This is a genomic window from Bacteroides sp. AR29 (genome assembly GCF_900217715.1).
GTDB lineage: Bacteria > Bacteroidota > Bacteroidia > Bacteroidales > Bacteroidaceae > Bacteroides > Bacteroides uniformis.
The window spans coordinates 305,899-321,345 of the sequence record NZ_OBMS01000003.1; the positions used below are offsets into that span (position 1 = coordinate 305,899).

13 protein-coding genes are annotated in these 15,447 nt (G+C 47.3%); 5 read left to right on the forward strand and 8 right to left on the reverse strand.

Annotated features, from left to right (window positions below; translation table 11 throughout):
- Nucleotides 1-139: 139 nt before the first annotated feature.
- Nucleotides 140-2,170 carry a patatin-like phospholipase family protein gene (locus CSD97_RS02680; RefSeq protein WP_173675095.1) on the forward strand — a complete coding sequence of 677 codons (2,031 nt, stop codon included), beginning with the start codon at nt 140-142 and terminating at the stop codon, nt 2,168-2,170.
- 158 nt (nt 2,171-2,328) lie between these two features.
- On the opposite strand, the gene cysS is transcribed toward CSD97_RS02680, so the two are convergent.
- On the reverse strand, nt 2,329-3,804 hold the full coding sequence (gene cysS, locus CSD97_RS02685) for a cysteine--tRNA ligase (RefSeq protein WP_098031929.1): 1,476 nt from the start codon (nt 3,802-3,804) through the stop codon (nt 2,329-2,331).
- A 125-nt stretch (nt 3,805-3,929) separates the two neighbouring features.
- On the opposite strand from cysS, the gene mnmA reads away from it, so the two are divergent.
- Together mnmA and CSD97_RS02695 are read left to right on the forward strand one after the other, a co-directional pair.
- Complete coding sequence (gene mnmA, locus CSD97_RS02690; RefSeq protein WP_098031930.1) at nt 3,930-4,982, forward strand: tRNA 2-thiouridine(34) synthase MnmA; 1,053 nt, start codon at nt 3,930-3,932, stop codon at nt 4,980-4,982.
- A 99-nt stretch (nt 4,983-5,081) separates the two neighbouring features.
- On the forward strand, nt 5,082-5,963 hold the full coding sequence (locus tag CSD97_RS02695; protein ID WP_098031931.1) for a DUF3078 domain-containing protein: 882 nt from the start codon (nt 5,082-5,084) through the stop codon (nt 5,961-5,963).
- A 145-nt stretch (nt 5,964-6,108) separates the two neighbouring features.
- Here CSD97_RS02695 and CSD97_RS02700 read toward each other — a convergent pair whose 3' ends face one another.
- Entirely contained in the window at nt 6,109-7,620 is a 1,512-nt protein-coding gene (locus CSD97_RS02700) for a GH3 auxin-responsive promoter family protein (RefSeq protein WP_005833815.1), read from the reverse strand.
- 122 nt (nt 7,621-7,742) lie between these two features.
- Here CSD97_RS02700 and CSD97_RS02705 point away from each other — a divergent pair, with 122 nt between their 5' ends.
- Nucleotides 7,743-8,753 (forward strand): ATP-dependent 6-phosphofructokinase, encoded by a 1,011-nt coding sequence (locus CSD97_RS02705; RefSeq protein ID WP_035447667.1) that lies wholly within the window; start codon nt 7,743-7,745, stop codon nt 8,751-8,753.
- Here the strand turns inward: CSD97_RS02705 and rnc are convergent.
- Genes rnc through CSD97_RS02720 form a run of 3 tightly spaced genes read right to left on the reverse strand, consistent with a single transcriptional unit; the run spans nt 8,712 to nt 11,121 of the window.
- Nucleotides 8,712-9,590 carry a ribonuclease III gene (rnc, locus tag CSD97_RS02710; RefSeq protein ID WP_172679983.1) on the reverse strand — a complete coding sequence of 293 codons (879 nt, stop codon included), beginning with the start codon at nt 9,588-9,590 and terminating at the stop codon, nt 8,712-8,714. The genes CSD97_RS02705 and rnc overlap by 42 nt on opposite strands.
- 7 nt (nt 9,591-9,597) lie before the next feature.
- Nucleotides 9,598-10,863 carry a beta-ketoacyl-ACP synthase II gene (gene fabF / locus CSD97_RS02715; protein WP_005825984.1) on the reverse strand — a complete coding sequence of 422 codons (1,266 nt, stop codon included), beginning with the start codon at nt 10,861-10,863 and terminating at the stop codon, nt 9,598-9,600.
- A gap of 21 nt (nt 10,864-10,884) precedes the next feature.
- A complete protein-coding gene (locus CSD97_RS02720; RefSeq protein ID WP_004291965.1) occupies nt 10,885-11,121 on the reverse strand; it encodes an acyl carrier protein in 237 nt (78 codons plus the stop codon).
- Nucleotides 11,122-11,270: 149 nt separating this feature from the next.
- On the opposite strand from CSD97_RS02720, the gene purN reads away from it, so the two are divergent.
- Nucleotides 11,271-11,858, forward strand: coding sequence for a phosphoribosylglycinamide formyltransferase (gene purN / locus CSD97_RS02725; protein ID WP_016272085.1), 588 nt, complete (start codon nt 11,271-11,273; stop codon nt 11,856-11,858).
- Here purN and CSD97_RS02730 read toward each other — a convergent pair.
- The 3 genes from CSD97_RS02730 to CSD97_RS02740 form a co-directional block, all read right to left on the reverse strand.
- On the reverse strand, nt 11,849-13,702 hold the full coding sequence (locus CSD97_RS02730; RefSeq protein WP_057087391.1) for a sulfatase-like hydrolase/transferase: 1,854 nt from the start codon (nt 13,700-13,702) through the stop codon (nt 11,849-11,851). The two genes, purN and CSD97_RS02730, sit on opposite strands and share 10 nt — an antisense overlap.
- A 116-nt stretch (nt 13,703-13,818) precedes the next feature.
- Complete coding sequence (pdxB, locus tag CSD97_RS02735) at nt 13,819-14,862, reverse strand: 4-phosphoerythronate dehydrogenase PdxB (protein ID WP_098031932.1); 1,044 nt, start codon at nt 14,860-14,862, stop codon at nt 13,819-13,821.
- A gap of 46 nt (nt 14,863-14,908) precedes the next feature.
- Nucleotides 14,909-15,124, reverse strand: a complete 216-nt coding sequence (locus tag CSD97_RS02740; RefSeq protein ID WP_117866436.1) for a hypothetical protein — start codon at nt 15,122-15,124, stop codon at nt 14,909-14,911.
- Nucleotides 15,125-15,447 lie beyond the last annotated feature (323 nt).

Below are 15,447 nucleotides of genomic sequence, written 5' to 3' on the forward strand. Positions count from 1 at the left end.
ATGGGTTATAGATAATCCTCCATAAATTGCTTGAACGTTTTTTGCGACCCGCTTCGACTGATAGTGAACTATTTGTCGGAGCGGGTTGTTTGATTCAGAGTGGAATAAATTACCAATACGTATTAAGTAAATGATGGAGATGAAGTATAGACTATGGGCTTGTTTGTTGTTTTTGCCGATGGTCCTTTGGGCGTCCGGGCGTCCGAAAGTGGCTGTCGTACTCAGTGGGGGTGGCGCCAAAGGGACGGCGCATATCGGTGCTCTGAAAGTAATTGAAGAAGCGGGTATCCCTATAGATTATGTGGTGGGCACTAGTATGGGGGCCATTGTGGGCGGTTTGTATTCTATCGGATATACCCCACAGCAATTGGACAGTATGGTGAATGCCCAGAACTGGAAATTCTTGCTCTCGGATGCCCCCAATCCTAAGGATGTGTTGCTGGATGACCGGTTGAAGTCGGAGCGCTATGTACTCTCCATTCCGTTTTCTTTGAAATCTGCCGCTGTTTCGGATGCGGGTATCATAAAAGGGAAGAACCTGGCACGTTTGTTCTCCACGTTGACAGAAGGTTACCAGGATTCTGTGGATTTTAGCCGTCTTCCTATTCCATTTGCCTGCGTGTCGGAAAATCTGGTGAATGGCAGCGAAGTAGTGTTCCATGAGGGAATACTGGCCACTTCCATGCGTTCCAGCATGTCCATTCCCGGTGTGTTTGCTCCGGTAGACCTGGATGGAATGGTGTTGGTGGACGGTGGAATGGTGAATAACTATCCGGTAGATGTGGCGCTTGCCATGGGGGCCGACTACATTATCGGGGTGGATGTGCAGAGTCCGCTGCTTAAGGCTTCCGAGCTGAAATCGGTGAAAGACATCTTCGGGCAAATCATCAATCTGCAAGGAGAGAAGAAATACCGTGAGAATCTGCGTAATACCGACGTATTGATAAAGGTGGATGTCACCGGCTATTCGGCTGCAAGTTTCACCAAAGAGGCCATCGACACTTTGATGGTGCGGGGAGAGCGTGCTGCCATGGACAGTTGGGACGGACTGCTTGCCCTGAAACGGAAGCTGGGACTTGCAGAAGATTATCAGCCTCGCCGTCCGGGACCTTTCCGCTTGCCTGGCGCGGCTGTTGATAGGGAGATTCCCGTTGATTCCCAAATAGCCGTCCCTGCTGTACGGGAGAACAAGTTGAATGTCGGTTTTCGTTTTGATACGGAAGAACTGGCGGCGTTGCAGGCAAATACGGACTTCTATTTCGGCCGGCAGCGGGAGTCGCTGGTCAGCCTCACCGCCCGTCTGGGCAAGCGTACACTGGCACGACTTGGATATGGTTATCAATGGGACGGTGGATGGCAGGCAGGACTTGCCTATCAGTTCGACTATAAAGATATGAATATTTATAATGAAGGCAAACGGGCGCTGGATTTGACTTTTACACATCAGCTGGTCCGTATGGGGGCGGCGAAGGACTGGAACAATATCCAGGTCAGTTTGGGCATTGACTTTGATTACTACCACTATCATGATTTGCTGTCGCTCGACCCGTTGGCTTCGGCACTGTTTGAGAATTCGTCCTTATTCAGTTACTTTGCCGGACTTGTGTTCAACAACTTGAATGAGAGGAGCGCCCCTACAAAAGGGATGTCGTGGGCGGTATCCTACCATCTCTATACGGATAACCTCTTCCAGTATAAGGACAACAATCCTATTTCTGTTTTCGATGCCCGTTGGCAGGGATGTTTCTCTCCCTCGAGTAAGTTCACTGTCACTCCTTCGTTTTATGGACGCGTATTGTCCGGAAGCGGTAATTATCCTTTTGCCATCATTAATATGGTGGGGGGAACCATACCGGGGCGCTATATGCCACAGCAGATACCGTTTACGGGCATCAACCGTGCGGAACTGTCACAAGCCGCACTGCTGGTTGCAGGGCTGAACCTCAGACAGCGTATCTTGAAAAACCAGTATATATCAGTGATGGGCAGTTATGGGCGAAACTCCGGGAAGTTTCATCAGATTCTTGACTCTTCCGAATCGGCTGATATGGCAGGGGTAGGCATCGGCTATATGTACAAGAGTTTTCTGGGACCAGTGGAGATACAGTTGAATTGGTCCAACCAGACGAAGAAAGTAGGGTGGTATGCCGGGTTCGGATTCGTATTCTAACAGGGATGTATCAAAATACACAATCACCATAGGATTATACAGATTTTATTTTTCAGTTAAAAGAACAGAAGAACAAGAGAGAGAAATATGTTTTTTTGTTCTTCTGTCTAAAACTTACCCCAATCTGTATGATTCTGTGGTGAGTTATGATACCTTCGTTATTTATTCAGCTTCCATTCGCTTCCGTCCTTACCGTCCTTAATCTCGAAACCGAGCGCGGTGAGTTCATTGCGGATTTTGTCGGATGTAGCCCAATCTTTGTTGGCTTTTGCCTTTGAACGCTCTTCCAATAGCATGTCCACTACCTTGCCGAAGGCGGCTTCACGCTCTTCGTTGGAGGCGTTGTCTTCTTGTAATCCTAAGATGTCGAAGCAGAAGAGGTGGAAGGTTTCCTTCAATTCTTTCAGGTCTTCGGCTGTGATGGAATCGTTTCCAGCTAGGATATTGTTTACCATCTTGGCGCCGTCGAAGAGGTGGGCGATGACAATCGGTGAGTTCAAGTCATCATTCATGGCTTCGTAACACTTGGCACGCAGGGATTTCACGTCTATGGTGGAGGTTGCAGCAGGGGTAATCTTGTCCAGTCCATGTACAGCATCCATCAGTCTTGCCAATCCCTTTTCGGCGGCTTGCAGAGCTTCGTTGCTGAAGTCTACCGTACTGCGGTAGTGGGCTTGCAGGGTGAAGAAGCGGATGGTCATTGGGCTGTAGGCTTGCTCCAGCATGGGGTGTGTGCCTTTGAAGAGCTCTTCCAATGTGATGAAGTTACCGTAAGACTTACCCATTTTCTGTCCGTTCACGGTCAGCATGTTGTTGTGCATCCAATAATGTACCATATCTTCCCCTTGGGAAGCTACGGATTGTGCAATCTCGCATTCGTGATGCGGGAAGATAAGGTCCATGCCGCCACCATGAATGTCGAAGTGCTCGCCCAAGTATTTCTTTCCCATGGCTGTACATTCGGCGTGCCAGCCGGGGAAGCCGTCGCTCCACGGGGAAGGCCAACGCATGATGTGTTCCGGTTGCGCACATTTCCAGAGGGCAAAGTCTGCGGGGTTGTGCTTCTCGCTCTGTCCGTCCAGTTCGCGGGTGGTGTTGAGAACATCATCCAGGTTGCGTCCGGAGAGCTTGCCGTAGTGATGGTCCTTATTGTATTTTTCTACATCGAAATAAACGGAACCTTCACTTTCGTAGGCATATCCGTTCTTCAATATCTCCTTTACAAGTTCTATCTGTTCGATGATGTGGCCGCTGGCATGTGGCTCGATACTGGGAGACAGCACATTCAATGTATCCATCGCCTTATGATAGCGGTTGATGTAGTACTGTGCCACTTCCATTGGTTCCAGTTGTTCCAGACGGGCTTTTTTCGCAATCTTGTCTTCACCTTCGTCGGCATCGTGCTCCAGATGGCCCACGTCGGTAATGTTGCGGACATAGCGCACCTTGTAGCCGATGTGCGTCAGGTAGCGGAACAGCAGGTCGAAAGTGATGGCAGGGCGTGCATGTCCCAAGTGCGGGTCACCGTACACGGTCGGTCCGCAGACATACATGCCTACATGCGGTGCATGCAGCGGTACGAACAGCTCTTTTTTTCTATTTAAAGTGTTGTAAATGGTCAGTTGATGTTCCATAACAGTTGATTATTAGTTCTTTTAGGAGTACAAAGGTATAATAAATCTGTGAAAATCTATAATGATATTCTGTTTTATAAGAGTAAATGCAACGGATTTCACCTTCGTTTATTACTTTTGTATCCATGAAGTCAGATAAACGTGTATTGCTTGGCATGAGTGGCGGCACGGATAGTTCCGTGGCCGCCATGAGGTTGCAGGAAGCCGGTTATGAGGTGACTGGCGTGACTTTCCGTTTCTATGAGGCAGGAGATGAGACCGGGTATTTGGAAGATGCACGGGCTCTGGCCCTGAAGCTGGGGATGAAACACATTACCTATGATGCACGCGAGCTTTTCCGTTCGCGTATTATCTGCTATTTTGTGGAAGAGTATCTAAGGGGGCGTACTCCCGTTCCTTGCACGGTCTGCAATAATGAGCTGAAGTGGGCGCTGTTGGCTAAAATAGCCGATGAAAAGGGGATTTATTGGATTTCTACCGGACATTATGTGCGTAAAGTCTTGTCCGGAGGAAAGTATTATATAGCTCCTGCTGCAGATAAGGACAAAGACCAGACTTTCTTTCTGTGGGGATTGAAGCAGGACATCCTGCAGCGTATGTTGCTTCCGATGGGAGATATTACGAAAAATGAGGCGCGCTCGTATGCAGCGGAGCGTGGTTTCGGGCAGGTGGCTGCGAAGAAAGACAGTATAGGTGTGTGCTTTTGCCCTTTGGATTACCGTTCCTTTTTAAAGCGTGAGGTTCCTGAAACACTATTACCCGGTAAAGGTAGATTCGTCGATGAAAAGGGGGATTTCTTGGGATGGCATGAGGGCTATCCGTTTTATACCGTAGGGCAACGTAGGGGCTTGGGTATCCATCTGAACAAGGCTGTTTTTGTGAAAGAGACAAGAGTGGAAAGCAATGAAGTCGTTTTAGCTCCGCTCTCTTCCCTCTACAAGCAGGAAATGTGGCTGGGAGAGTGGAACCTGGTGGAGAATAGTCGTGTGCTGGGTGCAAACGAGGTTATTGTGAAGATACGCTACCGTAAGCAGGCAAACCGGTGCAGGGTGACTCTTACGGTGGAAGGTCTGTTACGTGTCCGTCTGATAGAGCCGCTGGAATCCATTGCACCCGGGCAGGCAGCGGCTTTCTATGATAAGGACGGATACTTGTTGGGCGGTGGAATTATTCTCTGAACCTTACATTCGTTTTATAGCTTCTCGAACAAAAGATAGTAAATGTTGTTAATTTTATGAGACGTCTTTTTATGAGAAACTTTTAAAACGAACTGTAATATGAAAAGGATATATATTGTAATGTTGTTTGCTGCTTTAGCAACCATAACTTATGCTCAGACGGATGATAAGGGTTATCAGGAGGGAGCTTGGGTATTGAAAGGAGTGACTGGTCTTAATATGTCACAGACTGCCATGGCCAACTGGTCGGCAGGAGGTGAGAATTCCATTGCTGGAAATGCCTACTTGAATGCATCACTGACACACAAGAAAGGAAACTGGCTCTGGGTCACCAACATGGTGCTGGACTATGGCTTGTCGAAAACCAAATCTCAGGGGATGAGGAAAAGTAGTGATAAAATAGGGCTTTCCACTCAGTTGGGATATTCTACAGACAACGTCTGGTTCTATACACTGATGGGTGATTTGAATACCCAGTTTGCCAAAGGATATGACTATCCCGACAAAGAGCACCAGATTTCCAATTTCTTTGCTCCTGCCTATTCGAATATCGCCCTGGGTATGGAATGGAGGCCTAAGAGTAACTATTCTCTACTGCTTTCACCCGTTTCCACCAAGATGACTTTCGTGACTGATGACTATCTTTCCGATTTGGGTACTTTTGGTGTAGACCCGGGTGACCACTTCAAGATAGAGGGTGGCGCTTTTGTGAAAGCCCGTGCTGAATTGCCCGTGATGGAGAATGTGAATCTGATTACTACGGCTGATTTCTTTACTCCTTACAGCAAAGATTTTGGAAACATAGATGTGAATTGGGATGTACTTATCAGCATGAAAATCAATAAAGTATTGTCGGCTACCATCAATACAACTCTGAAGTATGACAATGATGTGAAAACGTTTGATGACAATGGAGTGAAGAAGGGCGCCAAGGTGCAGTTTAAGGAAGTGCTGGGAATTGGGCTGGCATATAATTTCTAATCCTTGAGGCTGATTGTTGAAATGAAAAAGTAAAGTCAAAACGTACTGACTGATTTGTAAAACGCGGATTACGCAGATTACATGGATTTATTAATTTATCCGCGTAATTTGCGTAATCCGCGCTTGATTTTTATGATATAGTAATTTACCGGTTCAGTTCCAGCATTTCCTCTATATACTCCCTCGTGTTGCTGAGCCGGGGCACCTTATGCTGTCCGCCGAGTTTCCCCTTGCTATCCAGCCAGTCATGGAAGAGGTTGGGGCGGGCAACGATGATTTCCAGCGGTTGCAGCGCCAGATTATTCTGCCTTTTAGCCTCGTAGTCGGAGTTCACCTCTTTCAGGGTATCGTCCAATACTTTGGCGAACTTCTCCAGGCTGTCCGGCATTTGTGCAAACTCTATCAGCCACTGGTGGCGGCATTTGGCATGCTTGTCCATAAACACGGGAGCAGCAGAGTAATCTACTACTTGTGCACCGGTCTCGGCACATGCCCTGGCAAGTCCTCTTTCCGCGTTATCCACAATCAGTTCTTCGCCGAACGCGTTGATAAAGTGCTTGGTACGTCCGGTGATGACGAACTTATAGGGGTTCTTCGATGTGAACTTCACCGTATCTCCAATCATATATCGCCACAAACCGGCAGAAGTGGAGATTACCATGGCGTAGTTTTTGTTCAGCTCCACCTCCTCGAGGCAGAAGGTACGCGGATTCTCCTTGCCTACATCTTCAAGCGGGATGAACTCGTAGAAGATACCGTAGTCAATCATCAGCAACATGGCAGGGTCGGCAGGGTCGTTCTGCGTGCCGAAGTAGCCTTCGGAGGCGTTATAAGTCTCTACATAATGCATCTTGCTGCTGCGGATCACGTCTTTGTATTGCTCTCGGTAGGGAGTGAAGGCAACGCCGCCGTGGAAGAACACCTCCAGGTTGGGCCATATCTCCTCAAGGCTCTGCTTTCCCGTCTTTTCCAATATATGTTTGATGAGTACAAGCATCCAGGACGGTACGCCGGAAAGGTTGCTGACATTTGCATGGATGGTTTCGCGGGCGATGGCCTCCATTTTGGGCTCGAAGTGCTCCATCAGGGCCGTCTGCTTGCTGGGTACGCGGACAAAGTTTACCAGTGGGTTGATATTTTCTATGAGGATGGCGGAGAGATCGCCTACAAGACTGTGGTTGGTGTTCAGGTTGGGAGCGTGGCTGCCTCCAAGGATAAGCCCTTTACCGGAAAAGAAACGACTTTCGGGATTCTGTCCCAGATAGATGGCAACGGCATCCCGGCCTCCCTTGTAATGCGTGTCGTGCAAGGACTCCCGGCTGACGGGCAGGAACTTACTCTTGTCGTTGGTGGTACCCGATGATTTGGCAAACCAACGTATTTCCGAAGGCCAAAGCAGATTTTGCTCACCGGCACGCAGGCGGGTTACATAAGGCTTTACTTCTTCGTAAGTTTGTATGGGAAGGCGCTTCTTGAAATCTTCATAAGTACGGATAGAGGCATAGTCATGCTTCTTTCCCCATTCCGTGTTTGCCGCTGTCCGGACGAGGCGCTGCAGTACAAGCTGTTGCAATTCACCGGCATGGCTGGTGTATTGTTCGATTTCTTTCAGACGGGGAGCAAAATATACCTTATTCAGAAACTTTGTAATATTCATCGTTCTTTGTGAAATCTTATTTTAAACCGCAAAAATAATCTTATTTATCGGCATCTCTATCTTTTTTCTCTTTTTTTTCTATCTTTACGGACCTATAGAACAATAATTCAAACAAAAATATCATGAGAATAGGTATTTTGACTTCAGGAGGCGACTGTCCCGGCATCAACGCTACCATTCGCGGTGTATGCAAAACAGCTATCAACCATTATGGAATGGAGGTAATTGGCATTCACAGCGGTTTTCAGGGGCTGCTGACCAAGGATGTGGAGTCGTTTACCGAAAAGTCCTTATCCGGTTTGCTGAACTTGGGAGGTACGATGCTCGGTACTTCGCGTGAGAAGCCCTTTAAGAAGAACGGCGTGATGTCCGACGTGGACAAACCGGCACTGATAGTGCGGAATATCAAAGAGATGGGACTTGATTGTGTGGTCTGCATCGGTGGAAACGGTACGCAGAAGACAGCCGCCAAACTCTCCGCTATGGGGCTGAACATCGTATCCGTGCCAAAAACAATAGACAATGACATTTGGGGAACCGATTTTTCCTTCGGATTCGATTCTGCCGTCAGTATTGCTACGGATGCCATCGACCGGCTGCACAGCACGGCCAGCTCGCACAAGCGGGTGATGGTGATTGAGGTGATGGGGCACAAGGCAGGTTGGATAGCCTTATACTCCGGTATGGCAGGCGGTGGTGACGTGATTCTGATTCCGGAGATTCCCTATAATATCCACCGTATCGGAGAAACGATTCTGAATCGGCTGAAGAAAGGAAAGCCTTACTCCATCGTGGTGGTAGCCGAAGGTATACAGACGGACGGGCGGAAGCGTGCCGCCGAGTATATCGCTCAGGAGATAGAGTATGAGACGGGTATCGAGACCCGTGAGACTGTGTTGGGTTATATTCAGCGGGGCGGCTCACCCACACCTTTTGACCGTAACCTTTCCACACGTATGGGCGGACATGCCACGGAACTGATTGCCAACGGGCAGTTCGGGCGGATGATTACCTTGAAGGGGAATGAAATAGCTTCTGCACCGCTGGAGGAGATTGCGGGCAAGTTGAAGCTGGTGACGGAAGACAATGACTTAGTTGTCCAGGGACGTCGGATGGGAATCTGTTTCGGCTAATTTTTCTTGTGGGGATTCTTCAACAGCTTCTGCCATGGGATTTTCTTCTGTGGAGGTTTCTGTTGCATGGTTTCGCTCCTTGGCTGCCTGGACTTCCTCCTTGAAAGCGGCATCCTTAATTTTTTTCAATGCCATCTGTGCCGCATTTTGTTGCGACTCCTTCTTGGAATAACCGGTGCCGGTACCTGCCGATATCCCTTCGATGCGGACTTCGGTGTGGAACATCGGATTGTATTCTTCGTCGAGAAACTGCTCGATAAGCTCGAATGACACCTCCATTTTGTTCTTCTGGCTCCATTCGATGAGTTTTGACTTGAAGTTGACCTCTTTGCGAGACATCTTGTCGAGGTCGATATAGTTTTTGAAAATCTTCTCTTCCATGAACTGCTTGCAGCGGTCGTAGCCCTGGTCCAGATAAATGGCGCCGATGAAGGCTTCGAATGCATTGCCGTACATGTAGCTGTTGTGGGATGAGGAGCGGGTGGAGTATTTCACCAGTTTGTCCAGTCCGATTTCCACGGCCAGTTTGTTGAGTGTTTCCCGCTGTACAATTTTGGAACGGGTATTGGTAAGGAAACCTTCGCGGCGTCCTTCGAAATGGCGGTAGACAATATCTCCTACAATGGCGTCGAGGATAGCATCGCCCAAGAATTCCAGCCGTTCGTTGTTGATGGGACGTCCTTTTTCGGAGCGCATGGAGATGGATTTATGCAGCAAAGCCTGCTGATAGACCTTGATGTCACGTGGAAAGAAGCCGAGAATTCTGTAAAAACAAAAATAAGACTCTCTATCCTTGCGGAACAAGAGCCTTATTTTATCTATTTGGTTACGTAACACGACCTTATTATTCTGCGTATTTCTTGAAAATGACACACGCATTATGACCACCGAATCCAAAAGTATTGGACAAAGCTACGTTCACTTCGCGCTTTTGTGCTTTGTTGAACGTGAAGTTCAGGTCATAGTCGATGTTTTCGTCGTTATCACCCTCTTCGTGGTTGATGGTCGGAGGAACAATGCCATTCTTGATGGCGAGGATGCTTGCAATGGATTCTACCGCACCGGCAGCGCCCAGCAAGTGGCCGGTCATGGATTTTGTCGAACTGATGTTCAACTCATACGCATGCTGTCCGAATACCTCTTTGATTGCTTTTGCTTCCGAAATATCACCTACGGGAGTAGATGTACCGTGAACATTGATATAATCTACTTCTTCGGGTTTCATTTCTGCATCTTCCAACGCATTCAGCATCACTAACTTGGCTCCCAAACCTTCGGGGTGAGAGGCTGTCAGGTGATGAGCGTCGGCAGACATTCCTACGCCGGCAACTTCCGCATAGATTTTGGCACCGCGTGCCTTGGCGTGTTCCAGTTCCTCGAGAACGAGACAACCGCCACCTTCACCCATGATGAATCCGTCACGGCTTGCGCTGAACGGACGGGATGCAGTTTCGGGAGAATCATTGCGGGTTGACAATGCATGCATGGCATTGAAACCACCTACACCGCAAGCGGCGATGGCAGCTTCCGAACCACCGGACACGATAACATTTGCCTTACCCAAACGGATGAGGTTAAACGCATCGGCAATAGCATTTGTGGAAGTGGCACATGCAGAACAAGTTGCGTAGTTGGGACCATGGAAACCATACATGATGGAAATTTGTCCGGCAGCAATGTCCGAAATCATCTTGGGGATGAAGAACGGATTGAATTTGGGGCCGTTTTCCTTACCGGTCAGGGCATAGTTGCCCGCCTCTTCTTCGAATGTACGGATGCCACCGATACCGGCGCCGAAGATGACACCGATTCTGTTTAAATCCTCATTTTCGACGTCAAGCCCAGAGTCACCTACCGCTTCTTTGGCTACTGCAATGGCATATTGTGTGTACAAGTCCATCTTGCGGGCCTCTTTGCGGTCTATATATTTGGTAGCATCGAAGCCTTTTACTTCGCATGCAAACTGAGTCTTGAAAAGCGATGCATCGAAATGAGTAATAGGTCCTGCTCCACTAACCCCATTCACAAGATTTTCCCAGAATTCGGGAACACTGTTGCCAATGGGAGTAATGGCGCCGAGACCTGTTACTACAACTCTTTTTAATTCCATGTTATAAACGAATGGATAAGATTACTTAGCGTGTTCTTCGATGTAAGATACAGCATCACCTACAGTACCAATCTTTTCAGCCTGGTCATCGGGAATAGAGATACCGAATTCCTTTTCGAATTCCATGATAAGTTCTACAGTGTCAAGAGAATCAGCTCCCAGGTCGTTAGTGAAGCTAGCTTCGTTAGTAACTTCTGATTCTTCTACGCCTAATTTATCGACGATAATCGCTTTCACTCTTGATGCAATTTCAGACATAACTTTAAGTTTTTAATTAATAATTAGTTTTATTTCTTTAAATTTGCGGTGCAAAGGAATGAATATTTATCATTCCTCGCAAATATTTGATGAATTAAATGCACCTTTTTGCACATTTTTCACGGTTTTGTGCAGTAATTGGAGGGATTATGGGAAAAAATATCGCAGTTTTAGCGTCGGGAAGTGGTACGAATGCCGAGAATATCATCCGTTATTTCCGGGAAAAAGGTTCGGCACGTGTGGCTCTGGTTTTGACTAACCGGCAGAATGCGTTTGTTTTAGAGCGTGCCAAGGGGCTGGGAGTGCCTTGTGTCTGGTTTGCCAAGAGCGATTGGGAAAGTGGAGAGCTTGTTTTGTCGACGCTTCGAGAGCATGATATTGATTTTGTGGTATTGGCAGGATTCCTGGCACGTGTGCCGGACAATATTCTGCATGCTTATCCCAATAAAATGATAAATATACATCCTTCGTTGCTGCCCAAGTTCGGTGGAAAGGGAATGTACGGCGACCGTGTGCACGAGGCAGTGATTGCTTCCGGCGAAAAGGAAAGCGGTATTACCATCCATTATACGAATGAGCATTATGACGAAGGCGGCATTATCTGCCAGCAGAAATGCCCCGTATTGCCGGGCGATACGCCGGAGGAGCTGGCGCAACGCATCCACCGGCTGGAGTATGAATACTATCCGAAGGTGATAGAGGAGTTGGTGGAAGGCCTCTCTCCCAGTTATTTATAGAATCGGTTAAGGGAGAGGATGGCCTCGTTCAGCTTACGGTTGTCTATCTTGTAGTTTTCCAGGGGATTCAATGCACTGTCGCTGATTTCTATATATCCGGAAGGGTGTTTTTCCAGAATAGTATGATTTTCTACGATAAAGGCATAATTGAGATTGTCGCCCACGATATGCCAGTTCCGTGGACAAGTATCGGTTATTAAATGCCCCATACTGTAATCGGAAGGTGGATTGGTTACACCCAGCACTTTATTCATTAGGGTTGGTGCAAAATCATAGTGTGTGGTACGGTGATGGTAGGTATGTGGCTGTTCTCCCGGTTCATATAATAGGAAGGGGATATGTGTTTGTACCGGTGAATAATTGCTGCCGTGACCCCAATAATTTTTATGATTCTCATTGAATTCTTGTCCATGGTCTCCGGTAATGATGACCAGGGTATTGTCTAGCAGTTTCTTTTCCTCAAGTTTGTGGAGGACGCATCCCACCAGTGAGTCGGCTTCCGCCACGCAGTTGTAGTAGAGGTTCAGGAAAGGAGTAGGGTCTATGTCGTTGTTCAGTTTCATATAGTCGGCGAACTCCCAGGACGGTTGGAAACGATAAAGCTTGTCCTTCGGCACTTCATATCCGTGTGCCAAATCATAGAAGAGAAAGGAAAAGAAAGGTTTTGTACCGCTGCCCAGCGTATCGAGTGCTTGCAGATAATCTGCTGTAATACGGCAGTCGCGGTCATAAACGGTTTTTCCTTCGGTATGGGTACGCAAGTCGGGTACCTTTGAGAAAAGTATTTTGGCAAATGGCGGGTTGACGATTGTAGCACTGGGATAAATACCTATCTGATAATTCTGCTTCAATAGTTCTTCTATGAGCAGGGGCTGTATGCCCGATACCTCAAAATCAGTCCAGTAGATGGATGAGAGACTGAAGAAAAGCCCGAAGATACTTCCACGTGTGCCATTGCTGCTGCTTAGATGGGAGGTGAATCTGCTGCAACTGTCGGCAAAGTGGTTGATATGAGGTGTAATGTCCTGGTTAAAGGCGCGGTAGTTCCATGAGTCTATGGCTATCAGCACTACATTCTTGGGGTTGGAATGGACTTCGTATTTCAAAGAATCTATCGGATAGTTGAGGTCAGCAGACTGCTTTTTGTTGTTGAAGTTCATTTTAATGACATCCTTGGATGAGACCACTCCTAACTTCATCATCAGGCGAGTTGCCGTAAGCGGGAAGTAATAGGGCAGGCAGGGGGCGCTGCGAATCACTGAAGTCTTTTGCACTACGGCGGCATAGGCATGATAAAAGTTAGAGAATAGTGCAAACAAAATCAGAGTGGCAAGTACAGGACGGAAGCCACAGCGGTGAAAGCGGGTATAACAATGGCCTGCAAGTATTCTTAGCAAAGTATTGGCGGCAAATATACCCACTAATACTCCTGCAATCTTCAGATAAAGCCAGAAGCTGAATGTGAAAATCTCACTGTTGCCCTCTCCAACCAGGAGATTCAGTACAAAACCATTGATATGGAACTTGTAAAGACTGTACACACTGCCGTCTATGTAAGCAAGTATATTGAGTAATGATACAAGAATAATGTGTGTGATGGCGCCGGCTTGATGGCGCCGGACGGTAATGGCTACGATTAAGGCTACGATATAAGGAATAAGTGCCCACAAGGCGGCATGTGAGCAAGCGGCCGTTATATAAAACATCCAGCCTCCCACGTCCATCATGGCGAGCCGGGGACTGTGAATCAGATAAAACAGAAACTGTATGGCAATCGTCAGAGTTGAAATTGCATAAAAAATAAATCCTTCACTGAGTGATTTCCCTAACTGTATTTTTTGCATTGATATTGTAATGTTTTGCCTATAGTTTCCTCTGATTCGGCATTGATAATAAAGGCGTGAGGAGCTTATATAGTGACGTCTTTTGTATTATCGGGCTGTATCTCTAAATGTATGTGCTACTTTGGGATATAAGTGTAAGCTTCTTTTTCTCTTCGTAGCGGGTAGTCTCCCCGCAATTTTTCAAATTGTTCGGGATGTGTTTTCAGTGCTTCGCTGTCCCTTCTCGGGTCATACATTTGCAGATATGCTTCTGCCAGGCTGCCGGCGGTAATAATCGGGTTCCGGGGTTGGGGGGGAGCGATGCGGTAGTCGGCTTTGATGTGAAAGAAACGGCAAAGGGCATCCAGGGACATACGGGTGGCATTGGCTTTTCCGTCGGCTGAATAACCGGCTATATGGGGAGTTCCAAGGAACACTCTATTTAATAAGGTAAGATTGATATCAGGCTCATTCTCCCATACATCAATGATGGCATCGGAAATCAGTCCGTCTTCTAAGGCATTCAGGAGCGCATTGGTTTCAATCACCTCTCCACGTGAGGTATTGATAATGACGGGATAGCGTTTTAATGACCGGAAGAAAGTATGGTCTGCCAAATGGAATGTTTTGTATGGCCCTTCCTTGTATAAAGGTACGTGGAAGGTGAGGATATCACATTCTGCTGCGAGTGCTTGCAAGGAACTGAAATCGCTCTCTCCTTCCTTGTCTTGCCGGGGCAGGTCATTCTTCAGGACACGCATGCCTAGTTCTTGCCCTACTTGGGCTATTTTGCTACCCACATTGCCTACGCCGATGATGCCTAATGTCAATTCGGACAGTTGTACTCCTTTGAGTTGTTGCAATAATAGTAAGGCTGATTGCACGTATTGAGCTACGGATGCTGAATTGCATCCGGGGGCATTGGTCCAAGCGATGCCTGCTTCACGGCAATATTCCGTATCTATATGGTCGAAGCCTATGGTGGCGGTAGCAATGAAGCGGACTTTACTGCCTTCCAGCAATTCCTTGTTGCAGCGGGTGCGGGTACGTATAATCAGTGCATCGGCATCTTTTACCAACTCCGGAGTGAAGTCTCTGCCGGGAGTATAAATCACGCTGTCGGCTATTTTTTCGATGGCTTCTTTAATGAAAGGTATTTTGTTGTCAACAATGACTCTCATAATGCTGCTGTTCTTTTCGACGATTTTCCATCGTGCGAAGATACGACTAATCCGTCAAAGTGGCTAAGTAATGCCCGGAAAATAATTTGGCTCTTTCCGTTTTTAAGTTTGCATTTCTGCCCTCACCGCTCTCACTCTTTTCTTCAACTTCCCTATTCATCGGCATTGCAGGGGTGGGTGAGAGCAATCGAAAAGGGTGAGGGTAAATTTTGCTCTCACCCGTGTTTTCTTCCGTTCCGCATCCTTCTTTCTTCTGTTGCATCCTTTTCATTCTTTCGTTTTACTTTTGGATTCTTCAGCAGCCCACGTTAGTGAGCCGTGATGTTCACTTGAGTGAACTAAACAGCTCACTAGTGTGGTTGAATTGGTTCATAACAGTGGGCCGATGATGAATAAAGTAGTTTTCGGGAAGGAGATAAGGTGTTTGAAGGATAAAACAATGAGCTAGTACGGATTGGGCAATGGGGATGTGCCCGATTCCGTACTTGGTTTTTGTAACAGACAGCAAGTGATTGCTCATCTTTATTTTATGTTTTATAGGTGAATTTGTGTTTTTGTCAAAAAAGGAAAGCGAAATAGACTGCT